We start from the raw sequence: 19,310 nt of genomic DNA, 5'->3' as shown, positions 1-19,310 counted from the left end.
ATTAATTAATTAGCAATTTTTAGCGACAAAACCCGATTAAATCTTTCATATTTTCTTCACAATCCTATCGACAAATCCAATTAACACAAACTGTACATATAAATAAGAATTATTATTATTCGCATAACGTTTTGTATTTAAGTCCTGAAAGTCATGTCATTGATTAGAACACGTAAAAAATTTGTTTCATCTGCAATCGCATCATCCCTTTCTATGATTGCAACAACTGCAATGGCGCAAGAAACTATTTCCCAATTACCAACCATTCATACTCAAGCAACTCACGAAGAATCTTTAAAAGTAGATGAGTCGGCAAATTCAAAATTAGTTGCTCCCCTTTTAGATACTCCAAAATCCGTTTCTATTCTTTCTCAAAAATTAATTAAAGATTCAAACTCTAACACCCTACTCGAAGCTTTACGCTATGAACCAGGTATTACATTAGGTGCAGGTGAAGGCGGTACTCCATTTACCGATATGCCATATATTCGTGGCTATAGCGCTCAATCATCTGTTTATGTCGATGGTGTTCGTAATTCAACTTCTCAAAATCGCGACATGTTCGCTATTGAGCAAGTTGAAGTCATTAAAGGTTCTTCTTCTGCGCTTGGCGGCGGTGGTAGTGTTGGGGGTAGTATTAACCTAATCCCTAAAGTCGCCCATGAAGGTGATGTTTACCAAGGTAGTGTTCAAGGTGGTACCGACAACTATCGCCATATCCAACTTGATGCAAACAAAGACTTTGGTAATGGCGTTGCTGGTCGTGTTGTTGTTATGGGCCATGAAAACGAAAAAGCTGGTTCAAATAACGGTGCGGAATATGCTCGCGCTGGTATTGCTTCAAGTCTTGCATTTGGCCTAGATACAGCAACTCGTGGAACACTGAGCTACTACTATTTACGTAGTAATGATGAACCAGATGCAGGTATTCCATTCCTTCCTGTTGGTGGGAAACCAATTGATGTAAAACAAGGCATGTATTACGGTTGGAAAGCTCGTGATTTTGATAAACGTGAAAACCATATCGGTACGTTTAAATTAGAACATGATCTCGCTGATGATTTAACATTATCAAATACGATGTCTTATACAAAATCTAAATCAGATTACATCTATACCAATGCAGATGACTCAAAAGGTAATGTAACGAAAAACGGTACTATTTCACGTCGTGCTTTAAGTCGGATTGTAGACACAGATGCTTATAGCGATCAACTTGCATTAAAAGGTAAATTCAATACTGGTACTCTTAAACACTCTTTTAATACAGGTGCCGAGTGGAGCTACCAACAATCAAATCAAGGGGTTTATACGTTTACAGATGCCTCTGGCACAACATCTACTGTCCATAACACCAGTTGTCCTGTAAGCAGTGCTCTTTCGAATGGCTGGTGTACTTCAGTCAACAACCCAATGAATGGAGCATTTACTGATACTTTAGGCAGCATCAAAAATCAGTATACAACTCGCAGCCGTACTGTTTCTCTTTATGCTTTAGATAGCATCGAATTTAATCCACAATGGCTTTTAAATTTAGGCGTACGTTGGGATAAATTCGAAACTGAACGTAAATATAATAAAAATATTTATAAAACTGTTAAAGATATCGATAAAACAAGTACGAGCGGCAACTACACAAATGACGTAAGTATTGCAGCTGGTCAGAAATTCGAAAATGATAGTGACTATTTCTCTTATCAAGCTGGTTTAGTCTACAAACCAACTGAAAATGGCAGTATCTATGCAAGTTTCGCAACTTCTGCAAATCCGGTTGGGGTAGACCAAGGTGATGGTGCAGATGCCTTATCCACTTCTTCTCAACAAGCAAATGATTTATCTCCAGAAAAAGCACGTACTTTCGAAGTTGGTACTAAATGGGATCTATTCAATAATCGTGCAAACTTAACTGCTGCTATTTTCCATACCGAGAAACAAAATACTCGTATCGCTATTGATGCCAATACCACAACCAATGCTGGTGAAAGTAAAGTTGATGGCTTCGAAGTCGGGTTCAACGGTAAAGTAACTGACAAATGGGAAGTTTCTGCGGGTTATAGCTATTTAGATAGTGAACTGACAAAAGCGGCTTATAACGCGGTTGCACAAGAAGGTAAACCTCTCCCATTCGTCGCTAAAAATAGTGCGACATTGTGGTCTACTTATCGAGTACTACCTAAGTTAACTCTAGGTGCTGGTGCCGAATACCGCGATAAAGTATTTACCAATACAAATACTGGCACAACAATGCTTGAAGACAAATATTTGCCAACATATACCATCTACAATGCTATGGCTAAATACGATGTCAACAAGAACGTAAACTTACAGCTTAATATCAATAACATTTCTGATAAACGCTATTTTACAAGTGCTCACCCAGCTCACTATGCATTTGAAGGCAATGGTCGTAACGCCGTTTTAGCCATTAACTTTAAATACTAAAACTTAATTCCATAATTTATTTATGGCATTAATTAAAGCAGATATAAAGATAGCCTCGTAATGAGGCTATCTTTATAAATAAAGTATCTACTTAAAAGGTGTTTGCTGTGATTCATCATATCCCCAATGTTTTAAGCAAAGAGCAAGTTGCCGAGTTTCGCAAGCTCATGAAAGAGGCAAATTGGGTAGGTGGTAAAGTAACTGCCGGCACTTTGTCTGCCTCTGTTAAAAGAAATCAACAACTCTCTGAACAAGACCCGCTTACACATCACTTAAGTGATATTGTCATTAAAGCAATTTGGCAAAATCCTGTGTTTCAAGCAGCAGCCCTTCCCCACAAAATTATTCCACCACTGTTTAACCGTTATGACGAGTATGAAAGTTTTGGTTTCCATGTAGATAACTCAATTCGTCTTATACGCGGGACTTCAGAACAACTACGTACCGATTTATCTTGTACCTTATTTCTAAGCGAACCTGATGAATATGAAGGCGGCGACCTCGTTATCGAAGATACTTATGGCTATCACGAAGTTAAATTACCAGCGGGTGATGTGGTGCTCTACCCGTCTACTAGCCTGCATGAAGTCAGTAGTATTACATCAGGTACTCGCTTTGCCTCTTTTTTCTGGGTGCAAAGTTTGGTTCGCGATGACAGTAAACGCCATCTTTTATTTAACTTAGATGAAAGCATACGTGAACTACGTAAATCACATGGCGATAGTTATTCTGAAGTGATGAAACTGACTAATATTTATCATAATCTCATCCGTATGTGGTCAGAACTGTAACTCTATTTATTTTTGCCTTATTTAGTCTAATCAATTATTTTTATCTCAATAAGGCAAAATAGTGAAAATTATTTTCCATAAAACATCAAACAACGCAAAATTAGAAAATTATTTTCTGAACACTGAAATTAAAATGAGTATAAGACTTTTGCACAACGTGTAATCATTGTTCAGATGTGGTATATCTAGACAAAGAGCATATTCGCAAACCACTAAACTTACTATTTCATGGTCTATAGATGAAAACGAATTACTTGTTTGCCCCGCCTATTCAAGCAAGACATCATCTCGAACTCCTGATGCTGCGCCTCGCGCGCGTATAAATTTTTGTCTGCATTTTAGAGCAGACCTTTTCAAATTCGCTTTAATTTTTCTGTATTAGATACCATATATAACTGTAGAACGTTGCCTTTCACACGATACCTAGAGCAACCGTGCTACGAGATAAGGAGTTTTCTCATGATGTTGGCTGACCCAAGCAAAAAATACCGCCGTATGTACCAGCGAGTCGATTTACCAGACCGCCAATGGCCAAATAATGAAATTACAAAAGCGCCGATTTGGATGAGCACGGACTTACGTGACGGTAACCAAGCAATTTTTGAACCAATGAATATGGAACAGAAATTCAAGATGTTCAAAATGCTTGTAAAAATCGGTTTTAAACATATTGAAATTGGCTTCCCTTCTGCGTCTCAAATTGACTTCGATTTTACTCGCATGTTAATCGAAGAAAATCATATTCCTGATGACGTATATATTGAAGTTTTGGTGCAAGCACGTGATCATTTAATTGAACGCACTTTTGAATCTTTAGTAGGTGCTAAACGCGCAATCGTACATATTTATAACTCGAACTCTCCAACTTTCCGTCAGAAAGTATTGAATGTAGATGTAAATGGTGCAAAACAATTAGCAATTAATGCAGCTCAAAAAGTGAAAGAGTATGCAGCGCAATATCCTCAAACTGACTGGATTTTCCAATACAGCCCAGAATGTTTCTCTGCAACTGAATTAGAAGTTGCTAAAGATGTTTGTGATGCTGTGACAGAAATCTGGGATGCTCGTCCAGACCATAAAGTAATTTTAAACTTACCTGCGACTGTCGAAGTTTCAACTCCAAATGTTTATGCAGACCAAATTGAATGGATGCATCGCAATTTGGCACGTCGTGATGGCGTGATCATTTCTGTTCACTGTCACAACGACCGCGGCTGTGGTATTGCAGCATCGGAACTTGCCATTATGGCGGGTGCTGACCGTGTCGAAGGTTGTGTTTTTGGTAACGGCGAACGTACTGGTAACGTTGACGTTGCAGCCATTGCATTGAACATGTATACCCAAGGTGTAGCGCCAGAGTTAGATTTCTCTAACATTAATGAAGTCATTGCAACGGTTGAAGAATGTACTGGCTTACCTGTACACCCTCGTCATCCATATGCAGGTGACTTGGTATTTACTGCATTCTCTGGTTCACATCAGGATGCAATCAAAAAAGGCTTCGAGTACCAGAAAAACGAAGAAATCTGGGATATGCCTTACTTGCCAATCGACCCGAAAGATTTGGGCCGCGACTATGACGCAGTTATTCGTGTAAATAGTCAGTCTGGTAAAGGCGGTATTGCTTACTTATTGGAATCAAACTACAACGTTGTGTTGCCTCGTCGTTTGCAAATCGAATTCAGCCAAGTTGTTCAACAATACGCTGATGAGAATGGTACAGAAATTAATGCCAAAGAAATCTGGACATTATTTAAAGACACATATGTTGATGTGAAAAACCAACATTACACAGTCAAACACTACAAGTTATCAGACATTAACGGTACTCAAATTATCGAACTTGATGTTGATGTCGAGGGTGAAACACAACAACTTCGTGGCGAAGGTAATGGTCCTATCTCTGCATTCTTAAACGCACTTCAATTACCAATTGACGTATTGAACTATGAAGAACGTAGTATTAGTTCTGGCGCAAATGCCAAAGCATTAACCTTAATTGAACTTCAAGTGAAAGGTACAGGTAGAGGCTCATTTGGTGCTGGCGTTCACGACAACACAGTGACCTCATCAATTGAAGCTATTATTGCATGTACCAACCGTTTGATTGATCAAGGTGTTCTAAGTACAGATCAGGTTGTTGCCGCCGCTGTTTAATTTAAAAAAAACTCTTTTGAAAGGATACCTAGCTTGGTATCCTTTCTTTTTATTCCTGAAAGATTTAAAAGGCGAAATGTTCCCGTGTCTTTTCCAGCTGATTCAGTGGGGTTAGTCACTCCGCAAAAGTTCCAATTTGAAGAACCATTACATCTTGAATGTGGCCGTGTTTTGCCACGTTTTGAATTAATGGTTGAAACTTACGGCACTTTAAATGCAGATAAATCAAATGCCATTTTAATCTGTCACGCCCTTTCCGGACATCATCATGCAGCGGGTTATCACCACGAAGATGATAAAAAAGCTGGATGGTGGGATAGCTGTATTGGCCCGGGTAAAGCAATTGATACGAATAAGTTCTTTGTAGTTTCGCTCAATAATATTGGTGGTTGTAGTGGCTCAACTGGCCCAACTTCACCAAACCCTGAAAATGACAATCGCCCTTATGGACCAGATTTTCCATTAGTAACGGTACGCGACTGGGTTAAGACTCAAGCCATGCTTTCCGACCGTTTGGGTGTAGATGTCTGGTATGCGGTTGTTGGTGGATCATTAGGGGGCATGCAAGCACTACAATGGTCTGTAGACTACCCTGACCGCCTGCAAAAATGTGTGATTATTGCCAGCGCACCAAAACTTTCAGCACAAAATATTGCATTTAACGAAGTGGCACGTCAGTCGATCTTGTCTGATCCAGACTTCCATCATGGTCGTTACTTAGAAAATGATAGCTATCCGAAACGTGGACTAATTCTAGCTCGTATGGTCGGCCATATCACCTATCTTTCTGAAGAAGCGATGAAACAAAAATTTGGCCGTGATTTAAAATCAGGCAAATTTATGTACGGTTTTGATGTCGAGTTTCAGGTCGAAAGCTATCTGCGTTATCAAGGTGAACAATTCAGCCGTAACTTTGATGCCAATACTTACCTCATTATGACCAAAGCTTTGGATTATTTCGATCCTTCACGCGAATACGGTCATTCACTTACAGAAGCAATGGGTAAAACCAAATGTCAGTTCCTCATCGTTTCATTCACAACTGACTGGCGTTTTGCACCAAGCCGCTCTCAAGAAATAGTAGACGCGCTTATTACCAATCATAAGCCGGTCAGTTACCTCGATATTGATGCTGAACAAGGTCATGATTCATTCTTATTTCCGATTCCACTGTATGTCAAAACCATGCGCGCTTTCCTAGGCGGTGAAGAACATTTAAAATCGACATCACTGGAGGCAAGCTAATGCGTATTGATCAACAACTGGCAGAAAAGTGGATTAAACCCGGCTCAAGCGTGCTCGATTTAGGGTGTGGTGACGGTGAATTACTCGCTCATATGAGCCAAAAACATCAAATTCGTGCTTATGGTTTAGAAATTGATCAAGAAAAGATTGCAATTGCCGTCAGTCGCGGGTTAAATATTATTCAACAAGATTTGAATCTCGGTTTAAGCCGCTTTGCTGACCAGTCTTTTGACTATGTGGTAATGGCACAAGCTTTGCAGGCCGTAGATGCACCCGATGTTTTATTAAGAGACATGGTGCGTGTGGGTAAACAGGCAATTATTACTTTTCCAAACTTCGCGTATTGGAAGACTCGCTCTTTTCTTGCATTAAAAGGAATGATGCCTGTGTCGGATGCTTTACCATATATGTGGTATAACACCCCGAACATTCATTTATGTACATTTAAAGATTTTGAAGCACTCTGTGCAGAAAATCAGATACAAATTATTAATCGACTCGCCGTCAATGGAAACCAGCAGGGAAGCCTGTTAAGCAAACATGTTCCGAATTTGTTTGGTGAAGTCGCTATTTATCGAGTGAGTGCACTATGAAAAAGACATTATTTAGCACACTATTTGCAGGACTGCTAAGTATGCAGGCTCATGCAGATTATATCGCCCAGCCACAATCGGTTGCGAGTCAGGCTGCACGCTTTTCAACAATGGGGGTAAGTGACCTTCAGAAAGCTGCAAAATCTGGTCAAGCAGGCGCACAGTTTTACCTAGGTACACACTACCAATATGGTAAAGATGTAGAAAAAGATGAGAAGCAAGCTTTCGCATGGTTTAAGGCTGCTGCTGACCAAGGTTTATCACCAGCACAGTTAAATGTAGGTCGTATGTACGCCGATGGTATTGGCGTTAAGAAAGATGAGTCTATGGCTCGTAAATACTTCGAAAAAGCAGCAAGCAACGGTGATAACCGTGCAAGCTATAATCTTGCGATGATGGAAGAGCAAAAGAAAAACTACGTTGGTGCTTACCAATGGTATGAGCTTTCAACTCGTGATGGCATGCTAGACAATAAAGTAATTAGTTTATCTGAAGGCAAAAAAACTGCGCTTGCAGCGAACTTAACACAAGAACAAATCCGTACCGCACGTGACCGCGCTGACAAATGGATTCAAGCACAATAATAACGGTTCATCCGTAAAAAACCTTACTCGACTAAAACCACCTTGTATGCTGTACAAGGTGGTTTTAGTTTTTATATTCTATTTATTTTCCTCTATATCCCCTCTTAAAAAACACGTAACATAACTCATGTTCGATATTAGCTATAAAGTTTGGTTTTATTATGTCTACCCCACATTGGTTTGATCAGGGCAGTTTAGTTCTTGCCAGCAATAACAAAGGTAAGGTCGCAGAGTTTGAGAAACTTTTTGAACAACTTAAGTTACCTGTAGAAATTATTCCTCAAGGTCGCCTTAATATTCCTGATGCCATTGAAGACGGCTTAAGCTTTATTGAAAATGCGATTATTAAAGCGCGTCATGCCTCTAAAATTTCAGGTAAACCTGCTATGGCTGATGACTCTGGTATTTGTGTTCCAGTTTTAGGTGGTGCACCTGGTATTTATTCAGCACGCTATGCTGGAGAACATGGTGACGATGCAGCGAACAATGCCAAATTATTAAATGATCTTTTGCCATACCGTAAAAATGGTGAAGTGATTGAAGGTATGTTTGTGTGCGTACTTGCTTTAGTCACACATGCAGAAGATCCTTTACCACAAATTTTCCAAGGTATCTGGCACGGCGAAATTTTAGAAGCTGCACGTGGTGAAAATGGTTTTGGTTATGACCCACTGTTCTGGTTGCCTGAGCTACAAGTTTCTAGCGCTGAACTTTCTAAAGAAGACAAGAATAAGATTAGTCATCGTGGACAAGCGATGCAGTTATTTAGAGAGAGTTTGCAGAAGTAAGCTGATCACATGGCCACAATATGCAGCGTTAAAACATATTAAACTTTGTATAGGCAAATCTTACTTTTCAAAGATGAAAAGTAAGCAAAAATCTTTTGTTAGACTGATGGCACATCCTTGTGCCACAGTCTAACTGGCTGCATCCATGCCGCCTTCGCACAAGCAAGTTTAGGAAACTTAGAATTAAATAAAGATTAAACGAACAAGTGTAAAAACACTGCATAAATCGCAATACACACACAACTCACAATCGTCCCCGAAGCGATATAAGCCGCAGATCTCCCCGTTCCTTGATAATGTGTTTCTAGCGCTACAATATTGGCTGCTGGCGGCAGGCAGAACATTAAAAACATCACACCTATTTGCTGATTTATATTGGGAATGGGTAAAAATCTATACGCTACCCCACATAAAACAAAGCCACAGGCCACTTTAAATGCTTGAGCTTTGGTACTGTAAATTAAATCTTTTGCATAAACTCTGGTACGACGTAGCCACATTCCGAGCACACACATACCCGCAAAAGTCATCGCAAATTTAGCAATATCATAAATCCAGTGTATGGCAGGGTGTTCAATATGTTGAGCACCTAAAAGTCTGAGTACAACAGCGCAGAATATTGAAATACAAGGTGGAGAGGTTAAAACCTTTTTTAATATATTGAGCTTACTCTGTGGTTCCGTTGTTACGGCAGTCACGCCCCAAGCATTGCCAAAAAGTGACATTCCAATATATAAGGCGACTATTGGTGCAGTTGCTTTAGGGCCAAATAAAGCCATGGCAAAAGGAAAACCTAGCCATCCAATATTGGTATAACTTACGCAAAGCGCCAATAAACGGTCTTTAAATAAAGCCAAATAGGCAAAGAAAATAATAAACGCTGAGCCAAAACTAAAAAGCATTAAACTCAAGCTTCCAGATTGATAAAATACGATGTTGTAAATAATCACAATCGGAATCAGGAGTCGTGCAAGCCAAGCAGAAAGAATAGGTTTTATAGTTTCGGAGATAGAAGTTTGGGCAAGTAATAGTCCAGTGATAAATGCCAATATTGGCAATAGTAATGCCACGCTCTCCCCCACTTACACATCAAAAACAGTTTGTTATGCTACACCTTTTAATTTTGAAATGTATGACCGATTTCACCTAAATTTTCCTTAAAATTAAACGAACTGAACAGTAAATAACTTTGTAAGAAATACTTTTAAAAATCTTATCTTGTCTAATTTACTTTAGATACTGTCTTAAAAATGAAATATAAGTGTCACATTCTTGTCATAGCAACCTGTTGAGATAAAGCGAACTAAAAAGAGGTATAAAATTATGGCTGGTTTATCTATTTGGCATGTGGTTATTTTCGCAATTGTCGTTATTTTATTGTTCGGTACATCTAAATTAAAAAATATCGGTAAAGATGTAGGCGGTGCAGTAAAAGACTTCAAAAAATCAGTTCGTGAAGAGGATGATGCTACATCTTTAAATACTCCTCGTACGATCGATGCACAAGTTAAAACATCTGAAAGTACTTCAGTGAAAAGCTAAAGGTTTCCCCCCATGCTTGATGTAGGAATGACAGAGCTACTCTGTTTTGCAATTATTGCAATTTTAGTTTTAGGTCCAGATAAGCTTCCAGAGGCTGCACGTTTTGCTGGTCGCTGGTATGTTCGACTAAAACGATATATTACCAATTTGCAAAATGAGATTGATCAGGAGTTGCGTCTTTCTGAGTTCCGCAAAGAAATGCAAGAAGAACTTAATCGCATCGAAGCATTGGAACGGAAAGTACAACAACAGCTTGAAGAAATACAAAAACAGCAGACTTCTGAGCATTTAGAAGTTACTGAAAAACCGAAAACAATACAAAAGCCTATTCGGAAATGTATTCCTATATCAGACCAATACAAGGTACCGTATGTTGCAAAAATTACGCCTTTCGTTCCTCAAACTGATATAGCCGAAACATCTCCTGTTGAATTGAAGATTGCCGTATGAACCAACTGCCTTCAACCACTGTAAATAGTCAAGAAAACCTAGACCAAATGCCAATCATGAATCATTTGGTCGTTTTAAGACGCCATTTATTCAGGATTGTAGGGGTAACATTATTTTTATTTTTTTGTTTACTACCCTTTCGAAATAACACTTACCAATTATTATCTGAGCCTTTAAGGTTACAACTTCCTGCATCATCGTCAATGATTGCAACAGATGTGACAGCAACCTTTATGGCACCTTTTAAATTAAATTTATTTGTCGCACTTGTGTTAGCCATGCCATTTATTCTTTATGAAATATGGTCTTTTGTTCGCCCAGCACTTTATCAAAAAGAACGCCATTTAGCACTTCCATTACTAGTTGGCAGTATTGTCCTATTTTATGCAGGCGTCGCTTTTGCTTATTACATTACCCTGCCTGCAATACTACATTTCTTTATTAGCGTTTCACCTGAAACAGTAGCACCAATGACCGACATTAATAGTTATTTAAGTTTCTGTTTAAAGCTATTTTTAGTGTTTGGTGTAACTTTTGAAATTCCTATCGCTACCTTATTACTGATTTTAATTGGCGTAGTAAATACTCAAAGTCTTGCTGAAAAGAGACGTTTTATTATTGTGGGATGCTTTTTTGTTGCCATGTTTATTACCCCACCAGATGCGATTTCAATGGTGATGTTAGCGATTCCAATGTGGTTACTTTTCGAAATAGGCTTACTCTTTGGAAGAATTCTTGAAAAGAGAAAAAGCCAGACTGCTGAATGATTTACAACTTTTCTTTAAAAGCCCAGATATTAAAATTTGGGCTTTTTATTTTTGAACATTTGTTTAAATCATAAAACTGTAAACTGTCTTCAAAGTGACTTAAAAATGTAAGAAAAGTGTCATTTCCAATCCATAGAATCAACTCAACAAATATACACACAAAAGTTACGGATTTATTATGACAACTGCTTCTAACCACCCAACACGTCGCGATATTTTAAAATGGTTTACGGGGATCCCTTTTCTTCCATTAGGTGCGATGGCTACGGCAGCAACGTTAGCAGGCTGTAATGACAGCAATAATGATTCAAATGTTGTTACTCCACCGCCAACAGTAAATTTTAAAAATGCAACCTTTACCTCAATGGCTGCACCTTCTTTAGCTAACCCAGCAGCAATGGCAACCACAACTGTCGGTTCAACCCTTTCAATCAGTTGGGAAGATGGCTCAAAAACTGACTATACATTAGCGTACAAGCCTTTCTTCACAACTGGCGATCTTGTGGCGGATGGTAAAGGTGGAAAAATTCTAGCGGGTGGTTATGTTGATATTAATAACCAGCCGATTATCGATAAATCAAAACCTGGTCAAGAACGTCAGTTCTTCTCTGATTGTCCAGATGGAAGCTCTTTAATTAGCTTTAAACAAGCAACAGGTCGTGATTTTACCGATGCAGACAAACAAGCTTTAGGTGTTACAGGTAACCCGGTATTTCACGTTGTTCAATTTGAATATACGACTCGCGATCAAAGCTTAAAGTCTATGTATGGTTTACTACCATCTCCAATTGCGATTTTAACTTTAGACCAAGACCCTAAAACTGGTCATTTAACGCTTATTAAATACCACAATGTCGATACTTCTAAAGTAAACGGTCTATGGATCACTTGTGGTGCAAGCTTATCTCCATGGGGAACTCACCTTTCTAGTGAAGAATACGAACCAGACGCAAACAACGTTGCTGGAAGCTACTTACCAGTATTTAGCAAAAACTTATTTGGTGATAGTACTAAAGGCAACCCTTACCACTACGGTCATTTACCAGAAGTAACTGTAAATACAGATGGTACGGGTTCAATCAAAAAACATTACTGTTTAGGCCGTATTTCACATGAGCTTATTCAAGTTATGCCAGATAACCGCACTGCATTGATGGGTGATGATGCAACCAATGGCGGCTTATTCATGTTTGTTGCCGACAAAGAAAAAGACTTGTCTGCAGGTACACTCTATGTGGCTAAATGGAAGCAAACCTCAGGCGTAGGTGCTGGTGCCGGTGATATTTCTTGGATTAACCTTGGTCACGCGACAAGTGCTGAAGTAAAGAGCTGGGCAGATCAATACAAGATTTCTGACTTGATGGATGTAAAAACTACTGATCCTCAAGATGCAAGCTATACCAAAATCCGTTATAGCGGCAAAAACAACTGGGTCAAACTTGTACCAGGTAAAGAACGTGAAGCAGCTTTCCTAGAAACGCATCGTTACGCAGCTTTAGTTGGTGCAAGTATGGGTTTCACCAAGATGGAAGGTACCACTGTCAATATTAAAGACAAAATTGCATACTCTGCTATGTCTTATGTACAGTCTTCTATGATTGATAAAACTACTGATATTCAAGTGCAAGGTCCAAGATCTGGTGCTATTTATGCACACACTTTAAAAGGCAGCCAAGTCGATAACAAAGGCCAGCTCATTAACAGTGAATGGGTATCAACTCATATGGAACCACCAGCAGCTTTAGTGGGTGAAGACCTCGTTACTGCTGACGCTTTAGGTAACACTGCAAACGCAGATAAAGTTGCCAACCCAGATAACATTAAGTTCTCTGAAAACCTACGTACACTCTTCATTGGTGAAGACAGTGGTATGCACGTAAATAACTTCTTATGGGCATATAACGTAGATACCAAACAATTAAGCCGTATTCTATCAACACCTGCTGGTGCTGAATCGACAGGTCTTCACGCGGTAGATGCAGTGAATGGTTGGACGTACATTATGAGTAACTTCCAGCACCCTGGTGACTGGGAATCTCCATTACACGATAAAGTACAAGCAACGCTTGATCCTCTTGTTCGTGCAAACTACAAAGACCGTTTTGCTGCTGCGGTAGGTTATATTACGGCTGATCCTCTAGCACCATCTGTTGTGAAGAAATAATTCTTACCACAACTCAAAGAAACCTGCTTTATGCAGGTTTCTTTTATTGTATTTAAAGTTCATTTATTTCTGAAAGTTAAGAGGTATCTGCTGCTGTACAATTTGGCCGCTATGCTCGCCTTGCTGTGTCTTTTCCAACCAAATCCATTCATTATTGGTTATTCTTAAAAAATTCGAACACCGCGTCCCATATACTGGACTTTGAATAAAAGTCGATGATAGCAATTCTTCCATTTCTGGTTGAATACCCGTATTTGGCAACAGTGCTGTGGTGACTTTACGCTCATCTTCTAAAATATCCCACGCTGCATGTTGCAAGCTTAGCTCTTCTGTTTTGTGCTGATGCATAGGCAAGAACTCTTGCGTAAAACGAGTTCTTAAATGTCTGGTTTTCTCCCAGTGATCGGACATCAAACCATTCGAAACCACATACACGCCATTAGCTAATACTTGAGGTGCTTCTCCGCGGTTACTCATATAAACCGCTTGATCAGCTGTTCCCATAAATAGGTTAAAACCAGCAAAGTTCTGTTGCTGTTGTTCTAATTGTTGCGCAAAGCGAATCGGCAATAAATCAGACTCTAGAAAAGCCTGAACTAAATGACCACGAGAAGTCTCGTATTGCTGTTTATCACGTCCATCACGGAAATTAGTTAACACAGCCCATCGGCCCTGCGGCGTAACCCCCATCCAAGTACCACCTGACTGTAAATCTTGCCCTGCAATGATGGGTGTATGTTCCCATTGATGCAATAATGCGGTTGGTCGATGATAAAACTCATCACGGTTTGAAATAAGACACAAGGGCATATCATCCAGAACATGCCATGCTAAAGCCACAATACACATTGATTCTTGTTCCCTATGTTTACACATTGAATGTACAACATTTTTCACATCATTCCGCTACAATCTGTCAAAACGTAAGATCAAGGAGCAGCAATGCTGACCTATCCTAATATCGATCCGGTCGCAATACATCTAGGACCTCTTCAAGTCCATTGGTATGGACTCATGTATTTATTGGCATTTTTATGTGCTTGGGGACTCGCTTCCTACCGTGCCAAACAGCGTGATGGCTGGACATCGGACATGGTTTCCGATCTGGTGTTTTACGGCGCTTTAGGTGTTGTACTCGGCGGACGTATCGGCTATGTGCTTTTCTATGAATTTGATAAATTCCTTGAAAACCCAATCTGGCTATTCCAAGTCTGGACTGGTGGTATGAGCTTCCACGGCGGCTTCTTAGGCGTCATGATTGCAATGCTATTCTGGTGTAAAAAATATCAAAAAACATGGTTCCAAACACTCGACTTTATTGCTCCTTGTGTACCGACAGGCTTAATGTTCGGACGCTTCGGTAACTTTATTGGTGGAGAGTTATATGGTCGTGCGGTTACAGATCCGAACTATCCATTTGGAATGATCTTCCCAACCGATCCATTACACTTGGTTCGCCACCCTTCTCAAATTTATCAAGCGCTTTGTGAAGGTCTAATTCTATTCATTATCTTATGGTGGTTTAGTTCAAAACCTCGCCCACGTATGGCCGTTTCATCACTATTCTTGATGGGTTATGGCGTTGCACGTTTTGTAATGGAATTCTTCCGTCAACCAGATGCCGACCAAGGTTTCATTTTATTTGGCTGGATGACTAAAGGTCAGATCCTTACCGTTCCAATGCTACTCATTGGCCTTTGGATGATGTGGTATGCCTATCAAAAGAAAATTTATGACTGGGGCCCACAAAAGAACAGTTAACATCTAAATCAGAGGAGTTTCGACTCCTCTTTTTTATGCTACAGTTTTTATCTCCCAAGAAAGAAGATACACCATGCTGGAATTCTGGTTTAACAAGCAAGTCCCGTCTTTTAAAAAATTAATGATCTTAATTATTACCCTCTTAATCTGTATTGGGTTATATCAATATCAACCATTACCGTTAGATACTATTTTAATGTTTACGGGAACTGGGGTTATTTTTTTAATCTGCCGTTACTTTAAATTGCATTTTGCTCAAAGTAACCCAACCGGTTTACTTTACCGTCTATTTACATGGGTCCCTATTGCCCTCTTGTTTGCACTTATTTTTGTGAAAGCCATGCCTAACTTACTTATTTGGGGCGTTCAAGGCATTGCATTTATGGCGCTTGCTGCTTTTATTTTTTCACCACAATCGTTATTTAACAAATAGGCTCCCGTTTTATGTTGGCTTATTGGTACAACGCACCGCGTCACATTAAACTCATCTTCATTATTGTCGTTTGTGCTGCAATTTATGCAGCCAATCAAGTTCAGCCTTTATCATCGACTTACACTGTTCTTAGCCTCGTGTTAGGGTTCGGGCTTCATTTCGGGCAATATTTACAAACAAAAATTCCTGCTCGTAGTTCATATAAATCTAACTTCCAGTTTCTGCTTAGGATTTACCCTTTCATTATTGTTGCTATTGTGGTGTGGATATTGCCCCTTCAGCACAATTGGATCATAACGATACAAGCTTTAGGCTTTGTACTGGTTGGATTTTTTCTTGTTTCAATTTATCAAAATCGTGCCAAGCGTTTTTAAGCATAAAGTTTAGTTCGTTTTTACTATTCCTAAAGCATGCTATTATCTTCCACGGTTTATTGATCCATGAACCGTCTCCCTTTTATTTGATGGAATTAATCCGAACTCGAGAGTGTTATGCGTGCATATTTAGACCTACTACAACATATCCTTGATAATGGCGGTGACAAAGGCGACCGTACAGGCACAGGAACCCGTTCTGTATTTGGTCATCAAATGCGTTTTGATCTCTCTAAAGGTTTTCCTTTACTCACCACAAAAAAAGTTCACTTCCGTTCTATTGTGATTGAGTTACTTTGGTTTTTAAAAGGCGACACCAACGTCCAATATTTAAAAGACAATAAAGTTTCAATTTGGGACGAATGGGCAACAGCAGAACAAACGGCTCGTTTTGGCCGTCCAGAACATGAACTAGGCCCAGTTTACGGTCATCAATGGCGTAATTTCGGCGCAACTAAAAATGCTGATGGTACCTATAACCAAGATGGTTTTGACCAAATTAAATGGTTAATTAACGAAATCAAAACTAACCCAAATTCACGCCGTTTAATCGTTTCTGGTTGGAACCCGAATGAAGCTGGACAAGTTGCATTACCACCTTGCCACACACTCTTCCAATTTTTCGTACAAGACAACAAATTGTCATGCCAGCTTTATCAACGAAGTGCTGACGTATTCTTGGGCGTACCTTTTAACATTGCTAGTTATGCTCTACTCACTCATATGATTGCTCAAGTGTGCGGTTTAGGTGTAGGTGATTTTGTTTGGACTGGTGGCGATACACATCTTTATGCCAACCATTTTGAACAAGCACGACTACAATTAACGCGCGAACCATTACCACTTTGCCAATTAAAACTTAATCCGGAAGTTAAAGATCTTTTCGATTTCAAATTTGAAGATATCGAGATTGTAGGTTACGAGTCACATCCAGCAATTAAAGCACCGGTTGCAGTATAACAAAGGCTTAAATTTCATTTGATTACGGTTTAGAGAATAAGATTATGGCATGGCAAAATGTAGAAGTTGTCCACGTTGTGGCAATGGACAAAAATCACTGTATTGGTAAAGGCAACGCGTTGCCATGGCATATCTCTGCCGATTTAAAACACTTTAAAGAAATCACTCAAGGTGGTGTGGTCATCATGGGCCGTAAAACCCTTGAGTCTATGGGCCGTGCTCTACCGAACCGTGTGAACTGGGTAATTACCCGTGACATTAACTGGCACTTTGATGGTGTAAAAATTGCGTATTCAATTGAAGATGCTTTAAACGCAGCTTTAGAAGATGCCAAAAATACTGAAAAGCAAGCTCTTTTCATCATTGGTGGTGGTGAAATATTTAAGCAAACTTTGTCAATTGCAGACCGTCTTGAACTCACTCATGTTGACTTAGATGTCCAAGGTGATGCACATTATCCAACTATACCGAGTGAATTTCATAAAGTTGCGAGTGAGCAGCAAGTAGATGAAAAAACAGGAACTTCATTCGAATTTGCAACTTATAAAAAATAATTTTATGGCCGCCTATGCACAATATCGGAACACGTGAATTTATTATCGCCCTCCTCTTCGGCGCTTTACATGGTCTATTCACGTTGTTTATTGTGCTTTCCAGCATTTGGGTGTGTTTAGCACTTTGGGTGCAACAACCTTTTGGCTGGTTAGGCAGCCGTATTATTATTGGTATATGGATTGCCTTTGCTTTAAGTATGGCTGGCTTATATTTTAATGGCCATATCATTAGCCGCCGTACAGACATTTTGATCTATCTGTTAGCTTTTGCTTGTTCTTTGGCTTGGTATTTCTCGATTACAGCACGTCAAGACCGTGACTGGAATCCTGAAGTTGCCAATATGCTAAGTTACGAAAAACACGGCGATGTAATTACCTTGCATAATGTCCGTAACTTCAACTGGCACTCTGATGGCACTTATGATGTCCGCTGGGAAACCCGTACTTTTGACCTGAACCAGTTAAATGGCATAAATATTATTACCTCTTACTGGATGGGGCCACAAATTGCCCATACTCTGGTCAGTTTTGAGTTTAAAAATCAACAACCCTTGGTTTTTTCAATCGAAATTCGAAAAGAAAAGAACGAAGAGTTTTCGGCAGTGGGTGGTTTTTTTAGAAAATACGAACTGAGCTTAATTGCGTCCTATGAAAAAGATATTGTCTACACACGCAGTAACATTCGTAAAGAGCAAGTTTATAATTTCCCAATTAATATGCCCCGTTCTGAGCAGAAAGCGCTATTTTTAGAATATCTTAAAAAGTCAGATGAGCTACGTGCTCAACCAAAATGGTATAATACGCTCACAAGTAATTGTACAACCTTGATTTTCGATATGGTTCAAGCGATTAATCCATATCAACTTCCTAAAGATTATCGTTTAATAGCCTCAGGTTATTTACCTAATTATTTATATGATCTTAAAGCCCTTAATCAAAATATTAGTTTAAAGCAGTGGTATCAAATCGCACATATCAATCCACGTACTGAACATTTTGAACAACTTTCAGATCAGAGTAGTGAACACTTCTCTCAAATCGTTCGACAAGGTTTACCTAAAGCAAAATGAAATAAGTAATGCACTTTTCTTTACTTTTTTATACATGCTTTACTTTGTAATCTAAATAGATAGACCCTATTGTAATAGGCAGGAAATAGAGGGAAACACAATGCAACAGGCATTATTTGGCGGCGGCTGCTTTTGGTGTGTCGAAGCCGTATTTTTACAGATCCGTGGTGTAGAAAAAGTAACTAGTGGTTACGCAGGTGGACATACGATCAATCCTACCTACGAGCAAGTATGTCAAGGCGATACTCAGCATGCTGAGGTTATCTTGGTTGATTTTGATGAAAAGCAAGTAACATATTCACAGTTACTCGATGTATTCTTTGCAACGCATGATCCAACGACTTTAAACCGTCAAGGTAATGATATTGGTACTCAGTACCGCTCTGTTATTTACTATTATAACGAAGAGCAAAAGCAGGCAGCAGAGCACGCGATTCAAACGCTAAAAGATGACGATCTTGATATTGTGACTGAGCTGTCCCCTGTGCCGACATTCTATCCAGCTGAAGAATATCATCAGAATTACTATGCAAAGAACCCTTCACAAGGTTATTGCAACTTTGCGATTCCACCTAAGCTATTAAAGCTATATAGTAAATTCCAGCATCTGATGAAAGATCAATGAATCAGAGTAA

20 protein-coding genes are annotated in these 19,310 nt (G+C 39.3%); 18 read left to right on the top strand and 2 right to left on the bottom strand.

The genetic code is table 11. The annotated features are described in order from the left end of the window. Positions 1 to 153: 153 nt before the first annotated feature. The 7 genes from ABFY81_RS13495 to rdgB all read left to right on the top strand — a co-directional run bounded on the left by ABFY81_RS13495 (position 154) and on the right by rdgB (position 8,600). Positions 154 to 2,442: a TonB-dependent siderophore receptor gene (locus ABFY81_RS13495; RefSeq protein ID WP_347913962.1), complete on the top strand. Its 2,289-nt coding sequence runs from the start codon at positions 154 to 156 to the stop codon at positions 2,440 to 2,442. Between the two features lie 107 nt (positions 2,443 to 2,549). Then, positions 2,550 to 3,233, top strand: coding sequence for a Fe2+-dependent dioxygenase (locus ABFY81_RS13490; RefSeq protein ID WP_004698804.1), 684 nt, complete (start codon positions 2,550 to 2,552; stop codon positions 3,231 to 3,233). A gap of 459 nt (positions 3,234 to 3,692) precedes the next feature. Continuing rightward, positions 3,693 to 5,390 carry a 2-isopropylmalate synthase gene (gene leuA / locus ABFY81_RS13485; RefSeq protein WP_039250377.1) on the top strand — a complete coding sequence of 566 codons (1,698 nt, stop codon included), beginning with the start codon at positions 3,693 to 3,695 and terminating at the stop codon, positions 5,388 to 5,390. An 84-nt stretch (positions 5,391 to 5,474) separates the two neighbouring features. Next, the gene (locus tag ABFY81_RS13480; RefSeq protein WP_025469059.1) at positions 5,475 to 6,635 is read left to right on the top strand and encodes a homoserine O-acetyltransferase; all 1,161 of its coding nucleotides are present in this window, start codon (positions 5,475 to 5,477) and stop codon (positions 6,633 to 6,635) included. Next, entirely contained in the window at positions 6,635 to 7,228 is a 594-nt protein-coding gene (metW, locus tag ABFY81_RS13475) for a methionine biosynthesis protein MetW (RefSeq protein WP_347913961.1), read from the top strand. Before ABFY81_RS13480 ends, metW begins: the two co-directional genes overlap by 1 nt. Then, complete coding sequence (locus tag ABFY81_RS13470) at positions 7,225 to 7,812, top strand: tetratricopeptide repeat protein (RefSeq protein ID WP_019458061.1); 588 nt, start codon at positions 7,225 to 7,227, stop codon at positions 7,810 to 7,812. Before metW ends, ABFY81_RS13470 begins: the two co-directional genes overlap by 4 nt. Positions 7,813 to 7,973: 161 nt before the next feature. After that, on the top strand, positions 7,974 to 8,600 hold the full coding sequence (gene rdgB, locus ABFY81_RS13465; protein ID WP_004698813.1) for an RdgB/HAM1 family non-canonical purine NTP pyrophosphatase: 627 nt from the start codon (positions 7,974 to 7,976) through the stop codon (positions 8,598 to 8,600). A 194-nt stretch (positions 8,601 to 8,794) separates the two neighbouring features. Here rdgB and ABFY81_RS13460 read toward each other — a convergent pair whose 3' ends face one another. Further along, positions 8,795 to 9,670: a permease gene (locus ABFY81_RS13460; protein WP_347913960.1), complete on the bottom strand. Its 876-nt coding sequence runs from the start codon at positions 9,668 to 9,670 to the stop codon at positions 8,795 to 8,797. Positions 9,671 to 9,923: 253 nt separating this feature from the next. Between ABFY81_RS13460 and ABFY81_RS13455 the strand changes: the two genes are divergently transcribed. The 4 genes from ABFY81_RS13455 to ABFY81_RS13440 all read left to right on the top strand — a co-directional run bounded on the left by ABFY81_RS13455 (position 9,924) and on the right by ABFY81_RS13440 (position 13,523). Then, positions 9,924 to 10,142 carry a Sec-independent protein translocase subunit TatA gene (locus tag ABFY81_RS13455; RefSeq protein ID WP_004698818.1) on the top strand — a complete coding sequence of 73 codons (219 nt, stop codon included), beginning with the start codon at positions 9,924 to 9,926 and terminating at the stop codon, positions 10,140 to 10,142. Between the two features lie 12 nt (positions 10,143 to 10,154). Further along, on the top strand, positions 10,155 to 10,592 hold the full coding sequence (tatB, locus tag ABFY81_RS13450; protein ID WP_049066767.1) for a Sec-independent protein translocase protein TatB: 438 nt from the start codon (positions 10,155 to 10,157) through the stop codon (positions 10,590 to 10,592). Further along, positions 10,589 to 11,359, top strand: a complete 771-nt coding sequence (gene tatC, locus ABFY81_RS13445; RefSeq protein ID WP_004698824.1) for a twin-arginine translocase subunit TatC — start codon at positions 10,589 to 10,591, stop codon at positions 11,357 to 11,359. Before tatB ends, tatC begins: the two co-directional genes overlap by 4 nt. Positions 11,360 to 11,537: 178 nt before the next feature. Next, positions 11,538 to 13,523 carry an alkaline phosphatase PhoX gene (locus ABFY81_RS13440; RefSeq protein ID WP_347913959.1) on the top strand — a complete coding sequence of 662 codons (1,986 nt, stop codon included), beginning with the start codon at positions 11,538 to 11,540 and terminating at the stop codon, positions 13,521 to 13,523. A 63-nt stretch (positions 13,524 to 13,586) separates the two neighbouring features. On the opposite strand, the gene ABFY81_RS13435 is transcribed toward ABFY81_RS13440, so the two are convergent. Beyond that, positions 13,587 to 14,372: an NRDE family protein gene (locus ABFY81_RS13435; protein ID WP_347914012.1), complete on the bottom strand. Its 786-nt coding sequence runs from the start codon at positions 14,370 to 14,372 to the stop codon at positions 13,587 to 13,589. A 93-nt stretch (positions 14,373 to 14,465) separates the two neighbouring features. Between ABFY81_RS13435 and lgt the strand changes: the two genes are divergently transcribed. The 7 genes from lgt to msrA all read left to right on the top strand — a co-directional run bounded on the left by lgt (position 14,466) and on the right by msrA (position 19,300). Next, positions 14,466 to 15,284, top strand: coding sequence for a prolipoprotein diacylglyceryl transferase (gene lgt, locus ABFY81_RS13430; RefSeq protein WP_004698831.1), 819 nt, complete (start codon positions 14,466 to 14,468; stop codon positions 15,282 to 15,284). 73 nt (positions 15,285 to 15,357) lie between these two features. Next, positions 15,358 to 15,717: a hypothetical protein gene (locus ABFY81_RS13425; RefSeq protein WP_032048365.1), complete on the top strand. Its 360-nt coding sequence runs from the start codon at positions 15,358 to 15,360 to the stop codon at positions 15,715 to 15,717. A gap of 11 nt (positions 15,718 to 15,728) precedes the next feature. Continuing rightward, positions 15,729 to 16,091: a hypothetical protein gene (locus tag ABFY81_RS13420; RefSeq protein WP_346791066.1), complete on the top strand. Its 363-nt coding sequence runs from the start codon at positions 15,729 to 15,731 to the stop codon at positions 16,089 to 16,091. A gap of 117 nt (positions 16,092 to 16,208) precedes the next feature. Further along, a complete protein-coding gene (gene thyA / locus ABFY81_RS13415) occupies positions 16,209 to 17,051 on the top strand; it encodes a thymidylate synthase (RefSeq protein WP_002115009.1) in 843 nt (280 codons plus the stop codon). A gap of 44 nt (positions 17,052 to 17,095) precedes the next feature. Continuing rightward, a complete protein-coding gene (locus ABFY81_RS13410; protein ID WP_019458053.1) occupies positions 17,096 to 17,605 on the top strand; it encodes a dihydrofolate reductase in 510 nt (169 codons plus the stop codon). Between the two features lie 14 nt (positions 17,606 to 17,619). Then, a complete protein-coding gene (locus ABFY81_RS13405; RefSeq protein WP_347913958.1) occupies positions 17,620 to 18,675 on the top strand; it encodes a DUF4105 domain-containing protein in 1,056 nt (351 codons plus the stop codon). 100 nt (positions 18,676 to 18,775) lie between these two features. Continuing rightward, positions 18,776 to 19,300, top strand: coding sequence for a peptide-methionine (S)-S-oxide reductase MsrA (gene msrA, locus ABFY81_RS13400; RefSeq protein ID WP_100192024.1), 525 nt, complete (start codon positions 18,776 to 18,778; stop codon positions 19,298 to 19,300). The last annotated feature ends 10 nt before the right edge of the window (positions 19,301 to 19,310 follow it).

The organism is Acinetobacter sp. WA-87 (genome assembly GCF_039938935.1).
Classification (GTDB): domain Bacteria; phylum Pseudomonadota; class Gammaproteobacteria; order Pseudomonadales; family Moraxellaceae; genus Acinetobacter; species Acinetobacter seifertii.
The sequence above is the reverse complement of the archived record's forward strand: the minus strand, read 5'-3'. Positions and strand labels throughout refer to the sequence as shown.

Bases quoted from the DNA above. Each gene is read 5' to 3' on its own strand.
- ABFY81_RS13495 (WP_347913962.1), top strand. From the start codon at position 154: ATGTCATTGATTAGAACACGTAAAAAATTTGTTTCATCTGCAATCGCA.
- leuA (WP_039250377.1), top strand. From the start codon at position 3,693: ATGATGTTGGCTGACCCAAGCAAAAAATACCGCCGTATGTACCAGCGA.
- metW (WP_347913961.1), top strand. From the start codon at position 6,635: ATGCGTATTGATCAACAACTGGCAGAAAAGTGGATTAAACCCGGCTCA.
- ABFY81_RS13470 (WP_019458061.1), top strand. From the start codon at position 7,225: ATGAAAAAGACATTATTTAGCACACTATTTGCAGGACTGCTAAGTATG.
- rdgB (WP_004698813.1), top strand. From the start codon at position 7,974: ATGTCTACCCCACATTGGTTTGATCAGGGCAGTTTAGTTCTTGCCAGC.
- ABFY81_RS13455 (WP_004698818.1), top strand. From the start codon at position 9,924: ATGGCTGGTTTATCTATTTGGCATGTGGTTATTTTCGCAATTGTCGTT.
- tatB (WP_049066767.1), top strand. From the start codon at position 10,155: ATGCTTGATGTAGGAATGACAGAGCTACTCTGTTTTGCAATTATTGCA.
- tatC (WP_004698824.1), top strand. From the start codon at position 10,589: ATGAACCAACTGCCTTCAACCACTGTAAATAGTCAAGAAAACCTAGAC.
- ABFY81_RS13440 (WP_347913959.1), top strand. From the start codon at position 11,538: ATGACAACTGCTTCTAACCACCCAACACGTCGCGATATTTTAAAATGG.
- ABFY81_RS13435 (WP_347914012.1), bottom strand. From the start codon at position 14,372: ATGTGTATTGTGGCTTTAGCATGGCATGTTCTGGATGATATGCCCTTG.
- lgt (WP_004698831.1), top strand. From the start codon at position 14,466: ATGCTGACCTATCCTAATATCGATCCGGTCGCAATACATCTAGGACCT.
- ABFY81_RS13425 (WP_032048365.1), top strand. From the start codon at position 15,358: ATGCTGGAATTCTGGTTTAACAAGCAAGTCCCGTCTTTTAAAAAATTA.
- ABFY81_RS13420 (WP_346791066.1), top strand. From the start codon at position 15,729: ATGTTGGCTTATTGGTACAACGCACCGCGTCACATTAAACTCATCTTC.
- thyA (WP_002115009.1), top strand. From the start codon at position 16,209: ATGCGTGCATATTTAGACCTACTACAACATATCCTTGATAATGGCGGT.
- ABFY81_RS13410 (WP_019458053.1), top strand. From the start codon at position 17,096: ATGGCATGGCAAAATGTAGAAGTTGTCCACGTTGTGGCAATGGACAAA.
- ABFY81_RS13405 (WP_347913958.1), top strand. From the start codon at position 17,620: ATGCACAATATCGGAACACGTGAATTTATTATCGCCCTCCTCTTCGGC.
- msrA (WP_100192024.1), top strand. From the start codon at position 18,776: ATGCAACAGGCATTATTTGGCGGCGGCTGCTTTTGGTGTGTCGAAGCC.